Raw genomic sequence first — 14,688 nt, 5'->3', positions numbered from 1 at the left:
TGAAATTTCTGCGATTCGGCGAGAAATGGTGGCCTTGCCCGACACATAGGGAGGGTGTCCGTATTTCGCACTTCCAAAGGAAGCCGATCAAGGAAGCCGATCATGGGAACCACACGTGGATGATCCACGCCTGGCCAGGTTCGAGGCCGTCTACAGAGAGACCTATGGCCAAATCACCGCGTATGCCGTACGCCGCTGCGATTCGCCCCAGGACGCCGCGGACATCGTGGCGGAGACCTTCACCGTCGCCTGGCGTCGGATCGGCGAGCTGCCGCCGGGCGAGGAGGCCGTCCTGTGGCTTTACGGCGTGGCACGCAACGTGCTGGCCAACCATCGCCGAGGTGAAGTCCGCCGCCAGGCGCGCAGCGTCGAGCTCGACGCCGAGATGGCCGATCTCTACGGAGCCGCTCCCGACAGCGGAGTCGCACTGACGGCCATCGCCGAGGTCTTCCGGAGCCTGCCGGACGACGACCGCGAACTGCTGTCGCTGGTCGCCTGGGAGGGGCTGGACCGCCACCAGATCGCCACCGCGCTCGGCGTGTCGCGCAACGCGGTACGCATCAGGCTCCATCGCGCCCGCAGGCGCTTTTCCCGCGCGCTCGCCGAAGCGGGCGTCCGCCCGACACCGGAAAGCCGGCTGGTGCCGGCAGGGAGGTCACTGTGAAGCACATCGACGAGATCGAGACGATGGTGCGGCCCCTGGCCCGGGTCGCGCCCGGGAGGCATGGAGGCAGCCCGTCCGGGGCGGGGGCGCGGACGCTGCTGGCGTCGATCACTTCGGAGGACCCCGGTACGGCTGTCGCCGCGCCGCGCCGTGCCTGGCGCTACGGTCCCCGGCGGTTGGTCCTGGGCCTGGCCGCCGCGGCCGTGGTCGCCACCGGCGTCGTTGTCGGCCCCGGCCTGCTCCAGGACGGCCACGGCGTTTCAGCCGCCTACGCCGTCACCAGGGACGCCGACGGGATCGTTTACATCGAGGTCCGCGATTTTCGCGACGCCGCGGGGCTGCAGAAGCGGTTGCGTGACCTCGGGGTCCCCGCCATCGTCGACTACGTACCGGCGGACAAGAAGTGCGGGGAGCCGCGTGCGACCTACGTGAGGGACTTCCCACCCGGCCTTTACTCCGTACCGGAGAACATCCCGGGTGAGCGGACCGGCTGGAGGATGCGGATCGACACCAAACTCTTCAAGCCGGGCCAGACCTTCGTCTGGACCATCACCGACCTGCCCGGCGGAGGGGGCGGCACGAGCACCATTCTCATGCACGACCCGGTGGCGCCCTGCGTACTCGTGCCGGACGACACCCCCAAGATGAAGGTGGTCGACTCGTCGTCCCGCCGGGCGACCAGGAAGGGTGGCTCGCTCGCCGGGTACCGGGTGGACGAGAAGACCGTAGGCGAGGTCCTGCCGGAGATCGAGAAGCGCGGGCTGAAGGCCACCTATCTGATCATGGCCATCCCTCCGGGGAACCCCGGCGGCTTCGGGGAACTGCGCAGGCAGGACACCCCGGTCGGCGACGACTGGATCGTCTGGGAGGCGGAAGAGGACAAGGGCGCCCCAGGGGTGGTCCGCCTGCTCGTCACAGACAAGCGCTACGACAGGAACCCGGTCTACGGCGGCCCGCGCGACGACGTCATCCGCGATTAGCCGAACCTCCGCCGTGGCCCGCGGCCCGCTCGTCCAGCGGGTCGCGGGCCGCCGGTGCGCGGGTGGGTGATCCGTACCGAATGCAACCAGGCTTCGGTCGCATTTACCTGGCTTCTGGTTACATTTCCCAGAACCCGAGCGTCGGACGGATCCTGGGCAAGTTCGGCGTGCGACCGCTTACAGGCCGTGATCTGGGCATACGAACATGGCCCGGCGCGCTGGTGAGCGATCAGATCAGTCGCCGTAGAGGTCGTCGAGATCCAGCAGGTGCACATCATCTCGACGACTCGCTTCTGCGATGAGGTCCGCCGCGAAGCCGGATTCGCTGAAGATGGCGTACTGCGTGGCCGAGACATCGATCTTGCTGATGGAACGCATACGCTCCCCGATCTTCTCCAGTCGTCGCAGATCGTGTCCGCTGCGCGGCTCCGCAGTGCATTTGGCCTCGCCCAGGAGTCGGATGCGAACCCGGTCCCCACGTGGAGAGGAATCAGGGTCCAGCATCACCACGTCGACCTGATGACCGCGTTGTCCGTCGGCTCCTGAGCTGATCGTCGTCTGGCCGACCTCGCCCGGTTCGGAGAAGCCCAGCCTGGCCCAGCCCTGGTCGGCGAGCCAGTCTCGAACGAGGTCCTCGAAATGTGGGCCGAGGATGTTGCTGCGGAAGACGCCGGCCGAACGCTCCCAGACCAGGCGGGATCTGCCGCGGCCGAGTTGGCTGAGGCGGGGCAGGATGATGGAGTGCGCGAACCGGAGGATCGGCTCGGCGATGTGCTAGCTGTTCTTTCCGGAGAACACGAGGTCTTCTGATCGCCGCACCATGCCGGTGTCCACCAGCGTGTCGAGCGGATGCTTCATGCTCCGTGCGTCGCGGGCCAAGGCGGCAGCGATCTTGCCGGGTTTGGTCACGCCTTGGGCGATCTGCCGGAGTACTCCCTGATACAGGGCTCGGTGGCTGATCCTCGGGTCTTCTCGGAGTAGTCGATCATGCTCTTGGAAGAGCATAGACGCGGGATTCAGGACGGTTGCGATCACCCATTCGTCCAAGTCGCGTGGAGAGTGGAACCCGGTGCTGGGATGAATGGCTTCGGACAACATCCGATATCCGGGGACGCCTCCCACGATGGCATGCAAGCTGAGAGCCGTCGGACGATCCGTGGCGTTCCAATAGCGGGCGGCTACGCGGTGGTCGAAGGGCCCGATGAGCCTGCTGAGTGCGGCTCTTCCGTACAACGGCTTGTCGCCGGAAAGCAGGTTGGCCATCAGGGAGAAGGCCGAGCCGCACAACACGACGCGGACGACCCCACGCCGGTCACGCTTGTAGCGGTCGAAGGTGTTCTGGATGTAGGACGACAGGGCGGGTGTTCCGGAGAGCAGGTAGGAGTACTCGTCGATCACCATGAGAGCCGGTCTGCCGGTCTCGGCGGAACGTCGCGTCAACTGCTCCATGGCGGTTTCGATTCCGGACTTCCAGTCCTCGAACTTCAGGGGGACCGCCAGATCGAGCCACTCGGCCACGGACGTGGCGAAACTGTCCAGCGCCGTGCGCGGATCATCCTCCGCGGCCACGTGATAAAGCCCGCCGTACCGCCTGGCCAGATGATCGAGGAGGAAGCTCTTGCCTTGACGACGATGGCCGTAGACCACCGCAAGGTTGGGCCCGGGGTCGGGGTTGGTCACGAACCGTACGAGTTCGTCCCACTCAGTATCGCGGTCGAAGATTTCGCGGGCTTCGCCTGCATCTCATCTAACTCCACTTCGACGAAATGGGTTTAGGTGAGCTTAGTCGCTAGGCGTTCGCCGCGTTGTGAGATCGATGTGGCCAGATGCTCTGTCGATCGGGGAGCGGTGCCGCCGAGTCGCTGCGTACGGAGGCCACGGCGACCCGCCTGGTCGGCGAGGCCCGCTCAGTGGGCCTCGGAGCCGGTCCTGTTGCCGGTCTCGGCGCGGACACGGGGCATGAGCAGCACCGCGCCCACGATGAGCACGGCCACGACGAGCGTCGTGAGGAAGGCGTTGTGGACGGCGTCGTTGAGCGCTCCGCGGACGAAGGTCGTCACGGCCGAGCTCACACCGCCCATACCTCCCCCACCCTGCCCGGTCAGCACGTCGCTCGTGGCGTCGACGCTCTTCGGCAGGTGGTCACCGCCGACCGAGGCCGGCGGGTGGGCGAAGCGGTCGGACAGCGTCGCGTTGGAGACCGCGCCCAGGACGGCGGCGCCGACCGTGCTGCCAATGGAGCGGAAGAACATGTTGGTCGCCGTGACCACACCGCGGCGCTCCCATCCGACGACCGACTGCACGGCGACCATCGTCGGGCTCGATGTGAGGCCCAGGCCGACGCCGACGATCAGGCACGCGGTCGCGACCTGCCAGATGTGTGATTCCTGGCCGAGCACGGCGCACAGTACGGCCCCGGCCACGGTGACGGCGCCGCCGATCAGCGAGGTGTCGCGGAAGCCGATGCGCATGTAGATGCGGCCGGAGACCGCCGCGGCGAGGGGCCAGCCGATGCTGAGCGCGGCCAGGGTGAAACCCGCCACCAGGGCGCCGGTGCCGAGCACGCCCTGGGCGTATGTGGGCACATAGGAGCTCAGGCCGATGGTGAGTGTGCCGATCCCCAGCGCGGCGAGGTTGGCGCCGGTCAGCACACGGTGGCGGAACACCCACAGCGGCAGGATGGGCTCGGCCGCGCGGCGTTCCACAAGGACGAACGCGATCATCATGGCGGCGCCGCCCGCGAAGATGAGCAGGCTGACCGGCGACCCCCAGCTCCAGGCGACCCCTCCTTCGAGCAGGCCGAGGATGAGCAGGGAGGAACCGGCGGTGAGCAGCACGGCGCCCAGGTAGTCGATCCGGTGTGAGCCGCGGGTCACCCGCTCCTTGAACCGCCGGGCCAGCGTCCAGCCGGCCACGGCCCCGAGCGGCAGGTTGATGAAGAAGATCCACCGCCAGGACACGTACTCGGAGAAGACGCCGCCCAGCGTCGGTCCGACGACGGCCGAGACGCCCCAGACGCTGGCGAGGTAGCCCTGCACCCGGGCACGTTCCTCCACCGAGTACAGGTCCCCGACCATGGTGATGCTGATCGGCGAGATGGCGCCGGCGCCGATGCCCTGGATCGCACGGCAGAGGATGAGCACCGGCATGCTCCAGGCGACGCCGCACAGCACGGAACCGAGGAGGAACGCGGCGATGCCGAAGAACATCACCGGCTTGCGCCCGAAGACGTCGGCGAGCTTGCCGTAGATGGGCACGGTCACGGCCTGCGTAAGCAGGTAGATCGAGAACAGCCACGGAAACTGCGAGAACCCGCCGAGGTCGCCGACGACGGACGGCACCGCCGTCGCGATGATCGTGCTGTCCAGGGCCACGAGACCGGTGCACAGCATGATGGCGGCGAGCACCGGGCCACGCTCCGACCTGAATCCGATGCCGTCCTGTTTCTCACCTGTCTTCGTGCTCACGTGGCGAAACTCCTCTGGGCGTGCTGCCGTTACGGGTGTGGCCAACCGCCGGCCACACCCGTACATTCCGAGGAACGCGATTCAGATCAGGACGTGCTGCTCCGGGTTGCCGACGAAGCAGAACTGGGCGTTGCGGGTCAGCTTGTAGTCCGGAGCCTGCCAGGTGTGCGCGGTGGCGTCGGACCCGCGCATGTAGACGAAGTTGAAGCGGTCCGCGGAGTAGATGCGGACGCCCTCCTCCTTGCAGCGCCGGACGAGCCGGGTGTCCTCGCCGGCGTTGACCGGCTCGAACAGCATCGACCGGAGCATGTCGGCCTTGGCGACGATCGTGGCGCCCTGGATCAGGTGGGCGTAGCGGTTCTCCAGGCCGGGCAGGCGGAACACCGTCACGTTCTGGTCGGGGAAGTACGTGTAGTGCGCGCCCTTGCCCACCATCTCGGCGTCCGCGTAGTCGAACGCCCGCAGCAGGTCGGACAGGTAGTGCTCGCCGTAGATGTTGTCGTCGTCCATCTTGGCGATCAGCTCGCCGTCCGCGTGCGCGATGCCGTGGTTGAGCACCTCGCCGAGCGTCCACGCCGGGTCGGCGGTCAGCACCTTCACGCCGGGGATGCCGGCGGCGAGGGCCTTGTCGCGGACCACGCCGGGGTCCTCGGAGAGCCCGTGCAGCACGAGGATCAGCTCGATGTTGCGGTGCCGCTGCCGGGCGACCTGCGCGATGGCGTGTTCGAGCTGTCCGGCACGGTTGGTGGGCAGCACCACCGAGACCGAACGCGACCGGGACGCCACCGGCCGGCCGAGGTCGGTGAGGATCTGGTCGACCCGGTGCGAGAAGAGGTGCTTGTCGAACACCTCGCGCATCGCCAGGTGCGCCTGCCGGGCGCGCAGCTCGGGGCTGTTGATGAAGTACAGCGCCCGGTTGTACGCCTCCTCCTGCGAATGGGCGATCGGGATCAACGAGCCGAACGTCTCCTCGATGGCCCGCGACCAGCCGGAGAGCACGGTGGTCGAGCAGGCCGACAGCTCGAAGACGCGTCGCGCGCACATCGTCGGCGAGTCGATCACCGAGTTCACGTTCAGGAAGACCTTGTACATCTTGTACGCGGCCAGCATCTGCTCGTACGGCAGCTCGCCCACGATGTGGGGGCGGTACTCCTCGGGCCAGGCGTACTTGTCGTCCACGGTGCCGTTGCGGGCGAAGATGTGCAGGCCGAGCTCGCGCACGGGGGCGAGCAGGGTCTCCATCTGCTCGCGCCGCTCGGGGTGCTTGTCGCGGAAGTACATGCCGCCGAAGACGACGTCATACGGCCGGCCCTGCTTGGTCTGGATGGGGTTGTGGATGCGCGGCTGGGCGGCGAACTGCAGCACGCCCACCCGATCATGTCCCAAGATTTCCCGATATTTCGGGATCATGTCGCCGTCGCACGTGTACACGTAGTCGAACAGCTTGGCCGTGTCGATGAAGAAGTCGAAGTTCGGCGGGTCCTCCTTGTTCCAGAAGACCGTGGGGATGCCCTGGGACTTGCACCAGGCGATGAGGTCGCGCAGCTCCTGCTTCGGAGCGTTCGTCCCCGTCATCTGGTAGCGCCAGCGGCCCTGGTTGCCGTGCCAGGCCGACTCGCAGAACAGCATGTCCGGGCGGTTCTCGGCGAAGATCTCCGGCCAGTCCGCCAGCCCGAACTCGATCTGGTCCCACTCGTACTTGAACGCGAGCCGGGAGAAGTCGTCCAGGATGACGGCCACCTTGAGGTCGGGGCGCACCACCGGTCCGTCCGGCCACTGCAACGTGGGGATCTTGACCTCGGGGCCCTTGGCCTCGACCAGCTCGGCGGCCTCGGTCACGGGGATCGGCGCCTTGGGGCTCTTCCCGGCCTTCATGGCCTTGCTCAGGTCGCGCGGCAGCCGGGCGAACTTCGTCGGCTTCGTGGCGCCGGTCAACGCCTGCGCGACCCGGTACGGCCGCTGCGTCTGGGTGGCCTTGAGCTTCCAGATGGCGTAGTCGGCCCGCGCCTCCTGGATGGCGACCTTCTTTTCCAGCTCGCGGATCCGCTGCTCGTAGCGCTCGACGACCTTGCGCTCCTCCGGCAGCCAGTTCACCGGCCCGAGGCGCTGGAATTTCGGCTCATCTGAAGGGTTCTGGTCAGACATTAACGCCTCCATCGCTTCCGGGAATCTGCCATCGTATGTGTCTCCGGCTCACCATTGGGGCGCTTATGCGCCTTTCGTTCCCTCGTCGCGCGTGGTCGCTGCGCTCCCGTGCGCTCCTCGGTCCAGACAAGGCCGCGCCCCTCCGGTTCGCTCGTATCACCAGTTAGCTGACGCGGCCCTTGGCGGCGGGGGAGAGGTTGTCGCCACGCAGCCAGGCGGCGATGACGCGGGCGATCCTGGGCCCGGCCGCGCCGTCCCACAGCGGCGGAAGCTCTCCGCTCGGGGTGGTGGAGCCGTCGGCGAGGGCCTTGTCGGCGGCGGCGGGCAGTCCCGCCGGGGTGACCAGGCGGTTGGTGCCGTGCGTGACGGTGATCGGCCGCTCGGTGTTCGGCCGTACGGTCAGGCAGGGGACGCCCAGCATGGTGGTCTCCTCCTGCACGCCGCCCGAGTCGGTCACGACGAGCGCGGCGCCGCGCACCAGCGAGAGGAAGTCCACGTAGCCGAGCGGATCGACGATCGTGAGGTTCTCGCGGTTCACCAGCCCGGCATCCGCCAGCCGCTGCCGGCCGCGCGGGTGCAGCGGCACCACGACCGGGACCCGCTCGGCGACCGCGAGCACCGCGTCGACCAGCTCGCGCGCCGACTCCGGGTCGTCCACGTTCGCCGGGCGGTGCAGCGTCGCCACCGCGTACCTGCCGGGGATGCCGAGCCGCTCCTGCACCGGCGCCGGGTCGAGCTTGGGCAGTGCGGAGAAGAGACTGTCGATCATCGGGTTGCCGACGAGGTGCACCCGCTCGGGGTCGACGCCCTCGCGGGCGAGGTGCGAGAGCGCCTCCGGCGAGGTGGCGAACACGATGTCGCTCAGCGCGTCGGTGACGACGCGGTTCACCTCCTCGGGCATCTCCCGGTCGAAGGAGCGCAGGCCCGCCTCCACGTGCGCGGTCGGCACGTGCAGCTTGGCGCAGACGAGGATCGCGGCCAGCGTCGAGTTCACGTCGCCGTACACGACGACGAGCGAGGGGCGGTGTTCGAGCACCACGTCTTCGAGGCCGGTCAGCAGCGCCGCCGTCTGCCGCGCGTGCGACCCGGAGCCGACGCCCAGATTGGCGATCGGCTCGGGCAGGCCGAGGTCGGCGAAGAACACGTCCGACATCAGCGCGTCGTAGTGCTGCCCGGTGTGAACGATGCCTTGCCGTACGCCGAGCTCGTCCAGCGCCCGGACGACCGGGGCGGCCTTGACGAAGTTGGGCCGGGCACCCAACACGTGCAGGACGAGGGGGTTGTCCCTCATTGACCTCGCCTTTCATGGTGGGATTGGGGCAAACGTTGCCTATGGTACGGTCACGCCGTGGTATCCGAGGCCAAGAAACCCTCCGTGGCAGCCAAGTCGGCGAGGGCCGGGATGGGCGGCCTGCTCCGCGGTTTCGTGAAGAATCCGGTGGTCGTCTCCCGCATCGTGGTGAGCAAGGTGAAGTCCGACCCGGTGCGGGTCGCGCAGGCGGCGGCGGACGCGATGCCGCCCGCGATGCGCCCCATCATCGGCAAGGTCGCCTGGCCCGCCGCCCGGTACGCCAAGGTCAAGGTGCGCAAGATCGTCCGGAGGATGGCCGACGGCCCCATGGAGGCGGCGAAGATCTACTTCGACGCCGGCCGGATGACCGACGCGGTCAAGGTGCTCCGGCCGCACATGAGGTGGCCGTTCGTCCGCCGCAGGATCCTGTTCTACCAGGGTGAGATGGCCGCGATCGGCCCCAACCCGATCCCGCCGAAGCCCCAGGTCATCATGGGGACCCGGCACGAGGGCCGGATCCTCCACATGGTCACCAACGCCCTGCCGTACACGCAGGCGGGGTACACCGTGCGGACCCACCGCATCGTCACCGCGCAGCGCAAGGCCGGGCTCGACCCGCACGTCGTGACGAGCTGGGGCTGGCCGATGCTCCAGGGCCACACCGACGCCACGTCGTACGAGGAGATCGACGACATCCCCTACCACCGGCAGCTGCCCAGCGGGGGGGACCTGCCGTTCGAGACCCGCGGGCGGCTGATCCGGGGGGCCGCCCAGGTGACCGAGCTGGTCAGGAGGCTGCGCCCGCAGGTGCTGCACGCGGCCACCGACCACCGCAACGGCTCGGTGGCGCTCGCCGTACGCGAGCGGACGAGCACGCCGGTCGTCTACGAGGTGCGCGGCTTCCTTGAGGAGACCTGGGCCTCCAGGGACCCCAAGCGGGTGGGCAGCGAGCGCCACATCATGCAGCGCGAGCGCGAGGCGTACATCATGCGCGAGGCGGACGCGGTCGTGACGCTCGCCGAGACGATGGCCGCGGAGATCGTCGAGCGCGGTGTGCCACGGGAGCGGATCCACCTCGCGCCGAACGCGGTGGACGACTCCCTGCTGACCGCCGAATACGACGGCGCGTCCTTCCGCAGGCAGTACGGCATCGGCGACGACGAGATCGTCATCGGCTCGGTGTCGAGCATCGTGGCCTACGAGGGGTTCGCCACCCTGCTGGACGCGGCGGCGCTGCTGCGGGACGCCGGCACGCCGGTCAGGGTCCTGCTGGTCGGCGACGGCGTCGAGCGGCCGAACCTGCTCCAGCAGGTCGAACGGCTGCGCCTGCGCGACATCGCGATCCTGCCCGGCCGGGTGGGCCCGGACGAGGCGCTCCAGGCCCAGGCGGCGATCGACATCTTCACCTGCCCGCGCGAGGACCTCCGGGTTTGCCGACTTGTTACGCCATTGAAACCCGTCGAGGCGATGGCGCTCGGCAAGCCGGTCGTGCTGAGCGATCTGCCCGCGCTTTCCGAACTCGTCGGGGGTGAGGGCGCCGGGATGCTGGTACCCGCCGGGAACCCCCGCGCGCTCGCCGATGCGGTGGCCGCGCTGCGCGACGATCCGGAACGGCGCCGCGAGATGGGTGAGGCCGGAAAGGCCGAGGTCGCGGCGAAACGCACATGGAGCAGCCTCGCCCGGACATACCGCGCGATCTACCAATCTTTGACCTCATAATGGATATGACGGGGACTTCGTATGTACGGCATCAGGCACCGTTGGTGCTGACTTGAGATAGCCTTTGCCACCATGAAGTGTTGTTTCCGCCCCCAGGTCACATCGTGAGCGAGCGAACCGGCTTCGACCTCACGGTCATCGGACTGGGATACGTGGGTATGCCGCTGGCCAAAGAGGCCACGGCGGCGGGCCTGCGGGTGGCCGGTCTGGACGTCGACCCCCGCAAGGTCGAGGCGTTGAACGCCGGTCAGTCCTACATCGACGACCTGACCGACGCCGACCTCGACGCGATGCTGGCCGGTGGTTTCACCGCCACGTTGGACGCCTCGGTGCTGGCCGAGTCGCGCACGATCGTCATCTGCGTGCCCACGCCGCTGGACGAGGACCACCGCCCCGACCTGTCGGCCGTCGAGGGCGCGACGCGCGCCGTCGCCCAGCACCTGCGGCCCGGCACTCTGGTCGTGCTGGAGTCCACCACCTGGCCCGGCACCACCGACGAGGTCGCGCGGCCGATCCTGGAGGGCACCGGGCTCGCCGCCGGCGCCGACTTCCACCTCGCCTTCTCGCCCGAGCGCATCGACCCGGGCAACACCAAGTACGGCCTGCGCAACACGCCCAAGGTGGTCGGCGGCTACACCGTCGCCTGCCGCGACCACGCCGTCGCCTTCTACAGCCAGTTCGTGGAGCGGGTCGTCCCCGTCAGCGGCACCCGCGAGGCCGAGATGGCCAAGCTGCTGGAGAACACCTACCGGCACGTCAACATCGCCCTCGTCAACGAGATGGCGATCTTCTGCGACGAGCTCGGGATCAACCTGTGGGAGGCCATCGAGGCCGCCTCCACCAAGCCGTTCGGCTTCCAGAAGTTCCTGCCCGGCCCCGGCGTCGGCGGGCACTGCATCCCCGTCGATCCGTCGTACCTCTCCTACACGGTCCGCAAGCTCGGCTACCCGTTCCGGTTCGTCGAGCTGGCCCAGGAGATCAACGAGCGGATGCCGTCGTACGTCGTGGCCCGCGCGCAGCGGCTGCTCAACCGCGCCCGCAAGCCGGTCAACGGCTCCCGCGTGCTGCTGCTCGGCGTCACGTACAAGCCCGACATCGCCGACGAGCGGGAGACTCCCGCCGTGCCCGTCGCCGAGGCGCTCCTCGATCTCGGCGCCGAGATCGTCTTCTGCGACCCGTACGTCAAGGAATGGACGGTCAAGGGCAACCAGGTTCCCCGCGTGGACGACCTGGCCGCCGCGGTGGCCGACGCCGACGTCACGCTGCTGCTGCAGCAGCACTCGACGTTCGACCTCGGTCTGGTGGAGGAACGGGCCCAGCTCGTGCTCGACACTCGCGGCGTCCTGGCCACGAGCGATCGCGTCGAGCGACTGTAGGAGGGTCCGCGCGTGCACGTGCTCGTCATGACGGTGGTGCATCACCCCGAGGACGCCCGGATCCTGCACCGGCAGATCCGCGCGCTCGTCGACGCCGGTCATGAGGTCACGTACGCCGCGCCGTACTCCGCGCGCGGGGTCGTCCCACGGTCCTGGGTCAACGGGGTGGACCTGCCGCGCGCCGCCGAGCGGCGCAGGATCACGGCCGTACGGGCCGCCCGCAAGCTCTTCAAGAGCATGCGAGACAAGATCGATCTCGCGCTCATCCACGACCCGGAGCTGCTGCTCGCCGTCGTCGGCGTGCGCGGCCGTCCGCCGGTCGTCTGGGACGTCCACGAGGACACCCCCGCCACGCTCTCCCTGAAGCCGTGGCTGCCCGCGTTCTTACGCCCGCCCACCCGGTTCCTCGCCCGGCTGCTCGAAGGCGCCGCCGAACGCCGCCTGCGCCTGCTGCTCGCCGAGACCGCCTACGCGGGACGCTTCAAGCGGCAGCACCTCGTCGTGCCCAACGAGACCTGGGTCCCCGACACCGTCAGCGCCCCCGGCGACGACCGGGTGGTCTACCTCGGCTGGCTGTCCGAGGCGCGCGGCGTCCGCGAGGCGGTCGAGGTGGGCCGGCTGCTCCAGCCGTACCGGGTGGTCGTCGAGCTCATCGGCTACGCCGACCCGCAGAGCCGTCCGCTGCTGAACCAGGCCGTCGCCGAGGGCGTGCTCGAATGGCGCGACTTCATGCCCAACGACGAGGCGCTCAAGCGGCTCGACGGCGCGCTCGGCGGCCTCTCGCTCCTGCACGACGAGCCCAACTACCGGCACTCCATGCCCACGAAGATCGTGGAGTACATGGCGCACGGCATCCCCGTGATCACCACGCCGTCCCCGCGCGCGGTCGAGTTGGTCGAGCGCTACCGCTCCGGCCTCGTCGTCCCCTGGCAGGACCCGCAGGCGGTGGCCCGGGCCGTCCTCTTCCTCCGGGACAACGCCGTGGAGCGGCGCGCCATCGGCGCCCGCGGCTACGCGGCCGCGCGGGCCAACCATCACTGGCCGAACTCCGCCCGCCGCTTCGTCACCCAGCTCGAAGAGTGGGCGGGCGTCCGGCGCTGACCGTTCCCGCCGACGGGCGGATTCGATTTATCCGGTCCTGAAACGATGGGCGGTAGTGTCCTGAAGGTGCGCTGGCTCACATTGCTCCTGGGCATCGCGATCCTCGCCGGTGTCGCCTCCGTAGTGATCGTCATGCGGCACGACCAGCCCTCCTCCAAGGTCGCCGGAGTCGGCAACACCACCCCCGCGAACCCGCCGGCCTCCCCGGCACCGCTCACCCCGACGGCCAGTGCGTTCACCGACCCCTGCGGCACGTTCGACACCACGACGCCCGCGCCGTACGCGGTGAGCGGGTACTGGCTGGTGCCGACGGCCGACCGCTGCACCTGGCGGCGCCAGCTCCAGGCCATCCACAAGGTCGGCGGCGACACCGTGGTCCGGCTCGGCTTCGGCCTGTCGCCGCGCCAGGTGAACTACCAGACCGGCGAGATCAAGGACAAGACCGGCGAGAGCCCCGAAGCGCGGTACGCCGCCTGCGTGGAGAACGGCGTTCCCTGTGTGAAGGCGGCCGAGAAGGACCTCCAGGCGGCCAACCCCGGCAACCGGATCACCTGGACGTACGTCTACCGCACCGACGAGCAGTACGGAGACGGGATCTTCCGCTGTCCCACGATGGAACGCAAGATCGTCGTCGGCTCGTCCGTGTTCTACCGGCTGGTCGCCCCCGAAGACGGTTCCGACGACGCGACCTGCGACTTCTCGTCCAAGGGACGCAACTATCACGTGATCATCGTGTCGGCCGGAGCCGAGGACAGCCTGACCGAGCTGCTGGACCTCGGCGACCAGTTCGGCATCCAGGTCTTCCCCGCGCTGCCGCTCGCCCCCCGCGACCCGGCCAACAGCACCCGGGCCGACCCGCGCCACATCGGCACGCTGACCACCCTCACCCGGCGCATCGTGCAGGACTACGGCGCCCGGTTCGCCGACCGGCAGTCGCTCGGCGGCGTCTACCAGCCGTTCGAGCTGCAGCTTCGCGACTGGCCCGACCCGTCCAAGGTCCAGACCCTCACGGTCTACGCCGAGCAGCACCGCATCGTCGAGCAGGAGTTGCCGGGCAAGCCCATCCTGGTCAGCCCGTACATCGACGCCCGTCGCAAGCAGAAGTTCACCGCCACGCCGAAACAGGTGGCTCAGGGCTTCAAGGCCCTCGCCAAGACCGGCGTGGAGATCATCGCCCCGCAGGACGGCCGCGGCACCGGCAAGGTCGGCCTCTTCTGGCCCAACTGGAAGAACAAGAAGGTCGACGACCAGCTCAAGATCGTGAACGGCGTGGGCGACAGCACGTACGCGGCCGCGTACTACGGCGGCACGCGCGACTACTACCGGGAGATGGCGCAGGCGAGGGAGGAACTCGCCTCCGAAGGCGTACAGGTCCAGCTCTGGGCCAACGTGGAGGCGTTCGAACCGTCCACCCCCGAGCAGTCGGGCACCCCGAAGTGCGGCACCCAGACCTTCCGCAGCCGCACCGTCAAGCCCCGCCTCGACACCCAGGTGACGCTGGCCGGCCCGTACGTGTCGAAGGTCATCTCGTACATGTGGAGCGACTTCTTCACCTGCGGCTCGCCTTCGCTGTCCGAGGAGATCACCCAGGACTGGGACCGCCCGATCGCCGTGCAGGCGGTCCGGCAGGCCCGGCAGATCCAGGAGGGTCTGGAGGTCCGCGGCTACCACCTCGGCTCGGCCAAGGTCACGCTGAGCTGGCCCGGCCTCGACACCCCCCGGGTCGTCGACTCGGCCTCCGTCGGCTGGCACGACGCCACCCCGCTCGAGAACCTCCCGCAGGGAGTCGAGAGGATCTGGATCCCGGTCGACTGGGCGACCGTGCCGGCGGACGTGTGGGTCCGCATCGAGGTGAGCTCCCTCGACGGCCGCAAGGCCGCCGAGCCCGTCTACTACAAGAACACCGGCTGAGCCCGGGCCCCGCCGCTGGATTCTGGGGTGTCCG

General features: G+C 68.9%; 11 protein-coding genes. 6 read left to right on the top strand and 5 right to left on the bottom strand.

Annotation, left to right across the window (positions count from 1 at the left end; genetic code table 11):
• Nucleotides 1–115 precede the first annotated feature (115 nt).
• Entirely contained in the window at nt 116–664 is a 549-nt protein-coding gene (locus tag AWQ68_RS03630; protein ID WP_066934610.1) for an RNA polymerase sigma factor, read from the top strand.
• Nucleotides 661–1,644, top strand: coding sequence for a hypothetical protein (locus AWQ68_RS03625; protein WP_066934607.1), 984 nt, complete (start codon nt 661–663; stop codon nt 1,642–1,644). Before AWQ68_RS03630 ends, AWQ68_RS03625 begins: the two co-directional genes overlap by 4 nt.
• Nucleotides 1,645–1,878: 234 nt before the next feature.
• On the opposite strand, the gene AWQ68_RS41990 is transcribed toward AWQ68_RS03625, so the two are convergent.
• From AWQ68_RS41990 to wecB, 5 genes are all read right to left on the bottom strand, one after another.
• The gene (locus AWQ68_RS41990; protein ID WP_157544846.1) at nt 1,879–2,154 is read right to left on the bottom strand and encodes a hypothetical protein; all 276 of its coding nucleotides are present in this window, start codon (nt 2,152–2,154) and stop codon (nt 1,879–1,881) included.
• A 264-nt stretch (nt 2,155–2,418) separates the two neighbouring features.
• Nucleotides 2,419–3,366, bottom strand: a complete 948-nt coding sequence (locus AWQ68_RS40415) for an AAA family ATPase (protein WP_373281494.1) — start codon at nt 3,364–3,366, stop codon at nt 2,419–2,421.
• A gap of 185 nt (nt 3,367–3,551) precedes the next feature.
• Nucleotides 3,552–5,111, bottom strand: coding sequence for an MDR family MFS transporter (locus AWQ68_RS03615; protein ID WP_066934604.1), 1,560 nt, complete (start codon nt 5,109–5,111; stop codon nt 3,552–3,554).
• 81 nt (nt 5,112–5,192) lie between these two features.
• Nucleotides 5,193–7,256 (bottom strand): glycosyltransferase family protein, encoded by a 2,064-nt coding sequence (locus tag AWQ68_RS03610; RefSeq protein WP_066934602.1) that lies wholly within the window; start codon nt 7,254–7,256, stop codon nt 5,193–5,195.
• A 163-nt stretch (nt 7,257–7,419) separates the two neighbouring features.
• A complete protein-coding gene (gene wecB / locus AWQ68_RS03605; RefSeq protein WP_066934599.1) occupies nt 7,420–8,547 on the bottom strand; it encodes a non-hydrolyzing UDP-N-acetylglucosamine 2-epimerase in 1,128 nt (375 codons plus the stop codon).
• An 84-nt stretch (nt 8,548–8,631) separates the two neighbouring features.
• On the opposite strand from wecB, the gene AWQ68_RS03600 reads away from it, so the two are divergent.
• The 4 genes from AWQ68_RS03600 to AWQ68_RS03585 all read left to right on the top strand — a co-directional run bounded on the left by AWQ68_RS03600 (nt 8,632) and on the right by AWQ68_RS03585 (nt 14,654).
• Complete coding sequence (locus AWQ68_RS03600) at nt 8,632–10,266, top strand: glycosyltransferase family 4 protein (RefSeq protein ID WP_245655730.1); 1,635 nt, start codon at nt 8,632–8,634, stop codon at nt 10,264–10,266.
• A gap of 104 nt (nt 10,267–10,370) precedes the next feature.
• Entirely contained in the window at nt 10,371–11,642 is a 1,272-nt protein-coding gene (locus AWQ68_RS03595) for a nucleotide sugar dehydrogenase (RefSeq protein WP_281217588.1), read from the top strand.
• Nucleotides 11,643–11,654: 12 nt separating this feature from the next.
• Nucleotides 11,655–12,743, top strand: coding sequence for a glycosyltransferase (locus AWQ68_RS03590; RefSeq protein ID WP_174554076.1), 1,089 nt, complete (start codon nt 11,655–11,657; stop codon nt 12,741–12,743).
• A gap of 66 nt (nt 12,744–12,809) precedes the next feature.
• Nucleotides 12,810–14,654 carry a DUF4434 domain-containing protein gene (locus AWQ68_RS03585; protein WP_066935540.1) on the top strand — a complete coding sequence of 615 codons (1,845 nt, stop codon included), beginning with the start codon at nt 12,810–12,812 and terminating at the stop codon, nt 14,652–14,654.
• The last annotated feature ends 34 nt before the right edge of the window (nt 14,655–14,688 follow it).

Source organism: Microtetraspora fusca, assembly GCF_001570365.1.
Lineage (GTDB): Bacteria > Actinomycetota > Actinomycetes > Streptosporangiales > Streptosporangiaceae > Microtetraspora > Microtetraspora fusca.
Note: the sequence above shows the minus strand (reverse complement) of the source record. Positions and strands in the feature narration are given on the sequence as shown.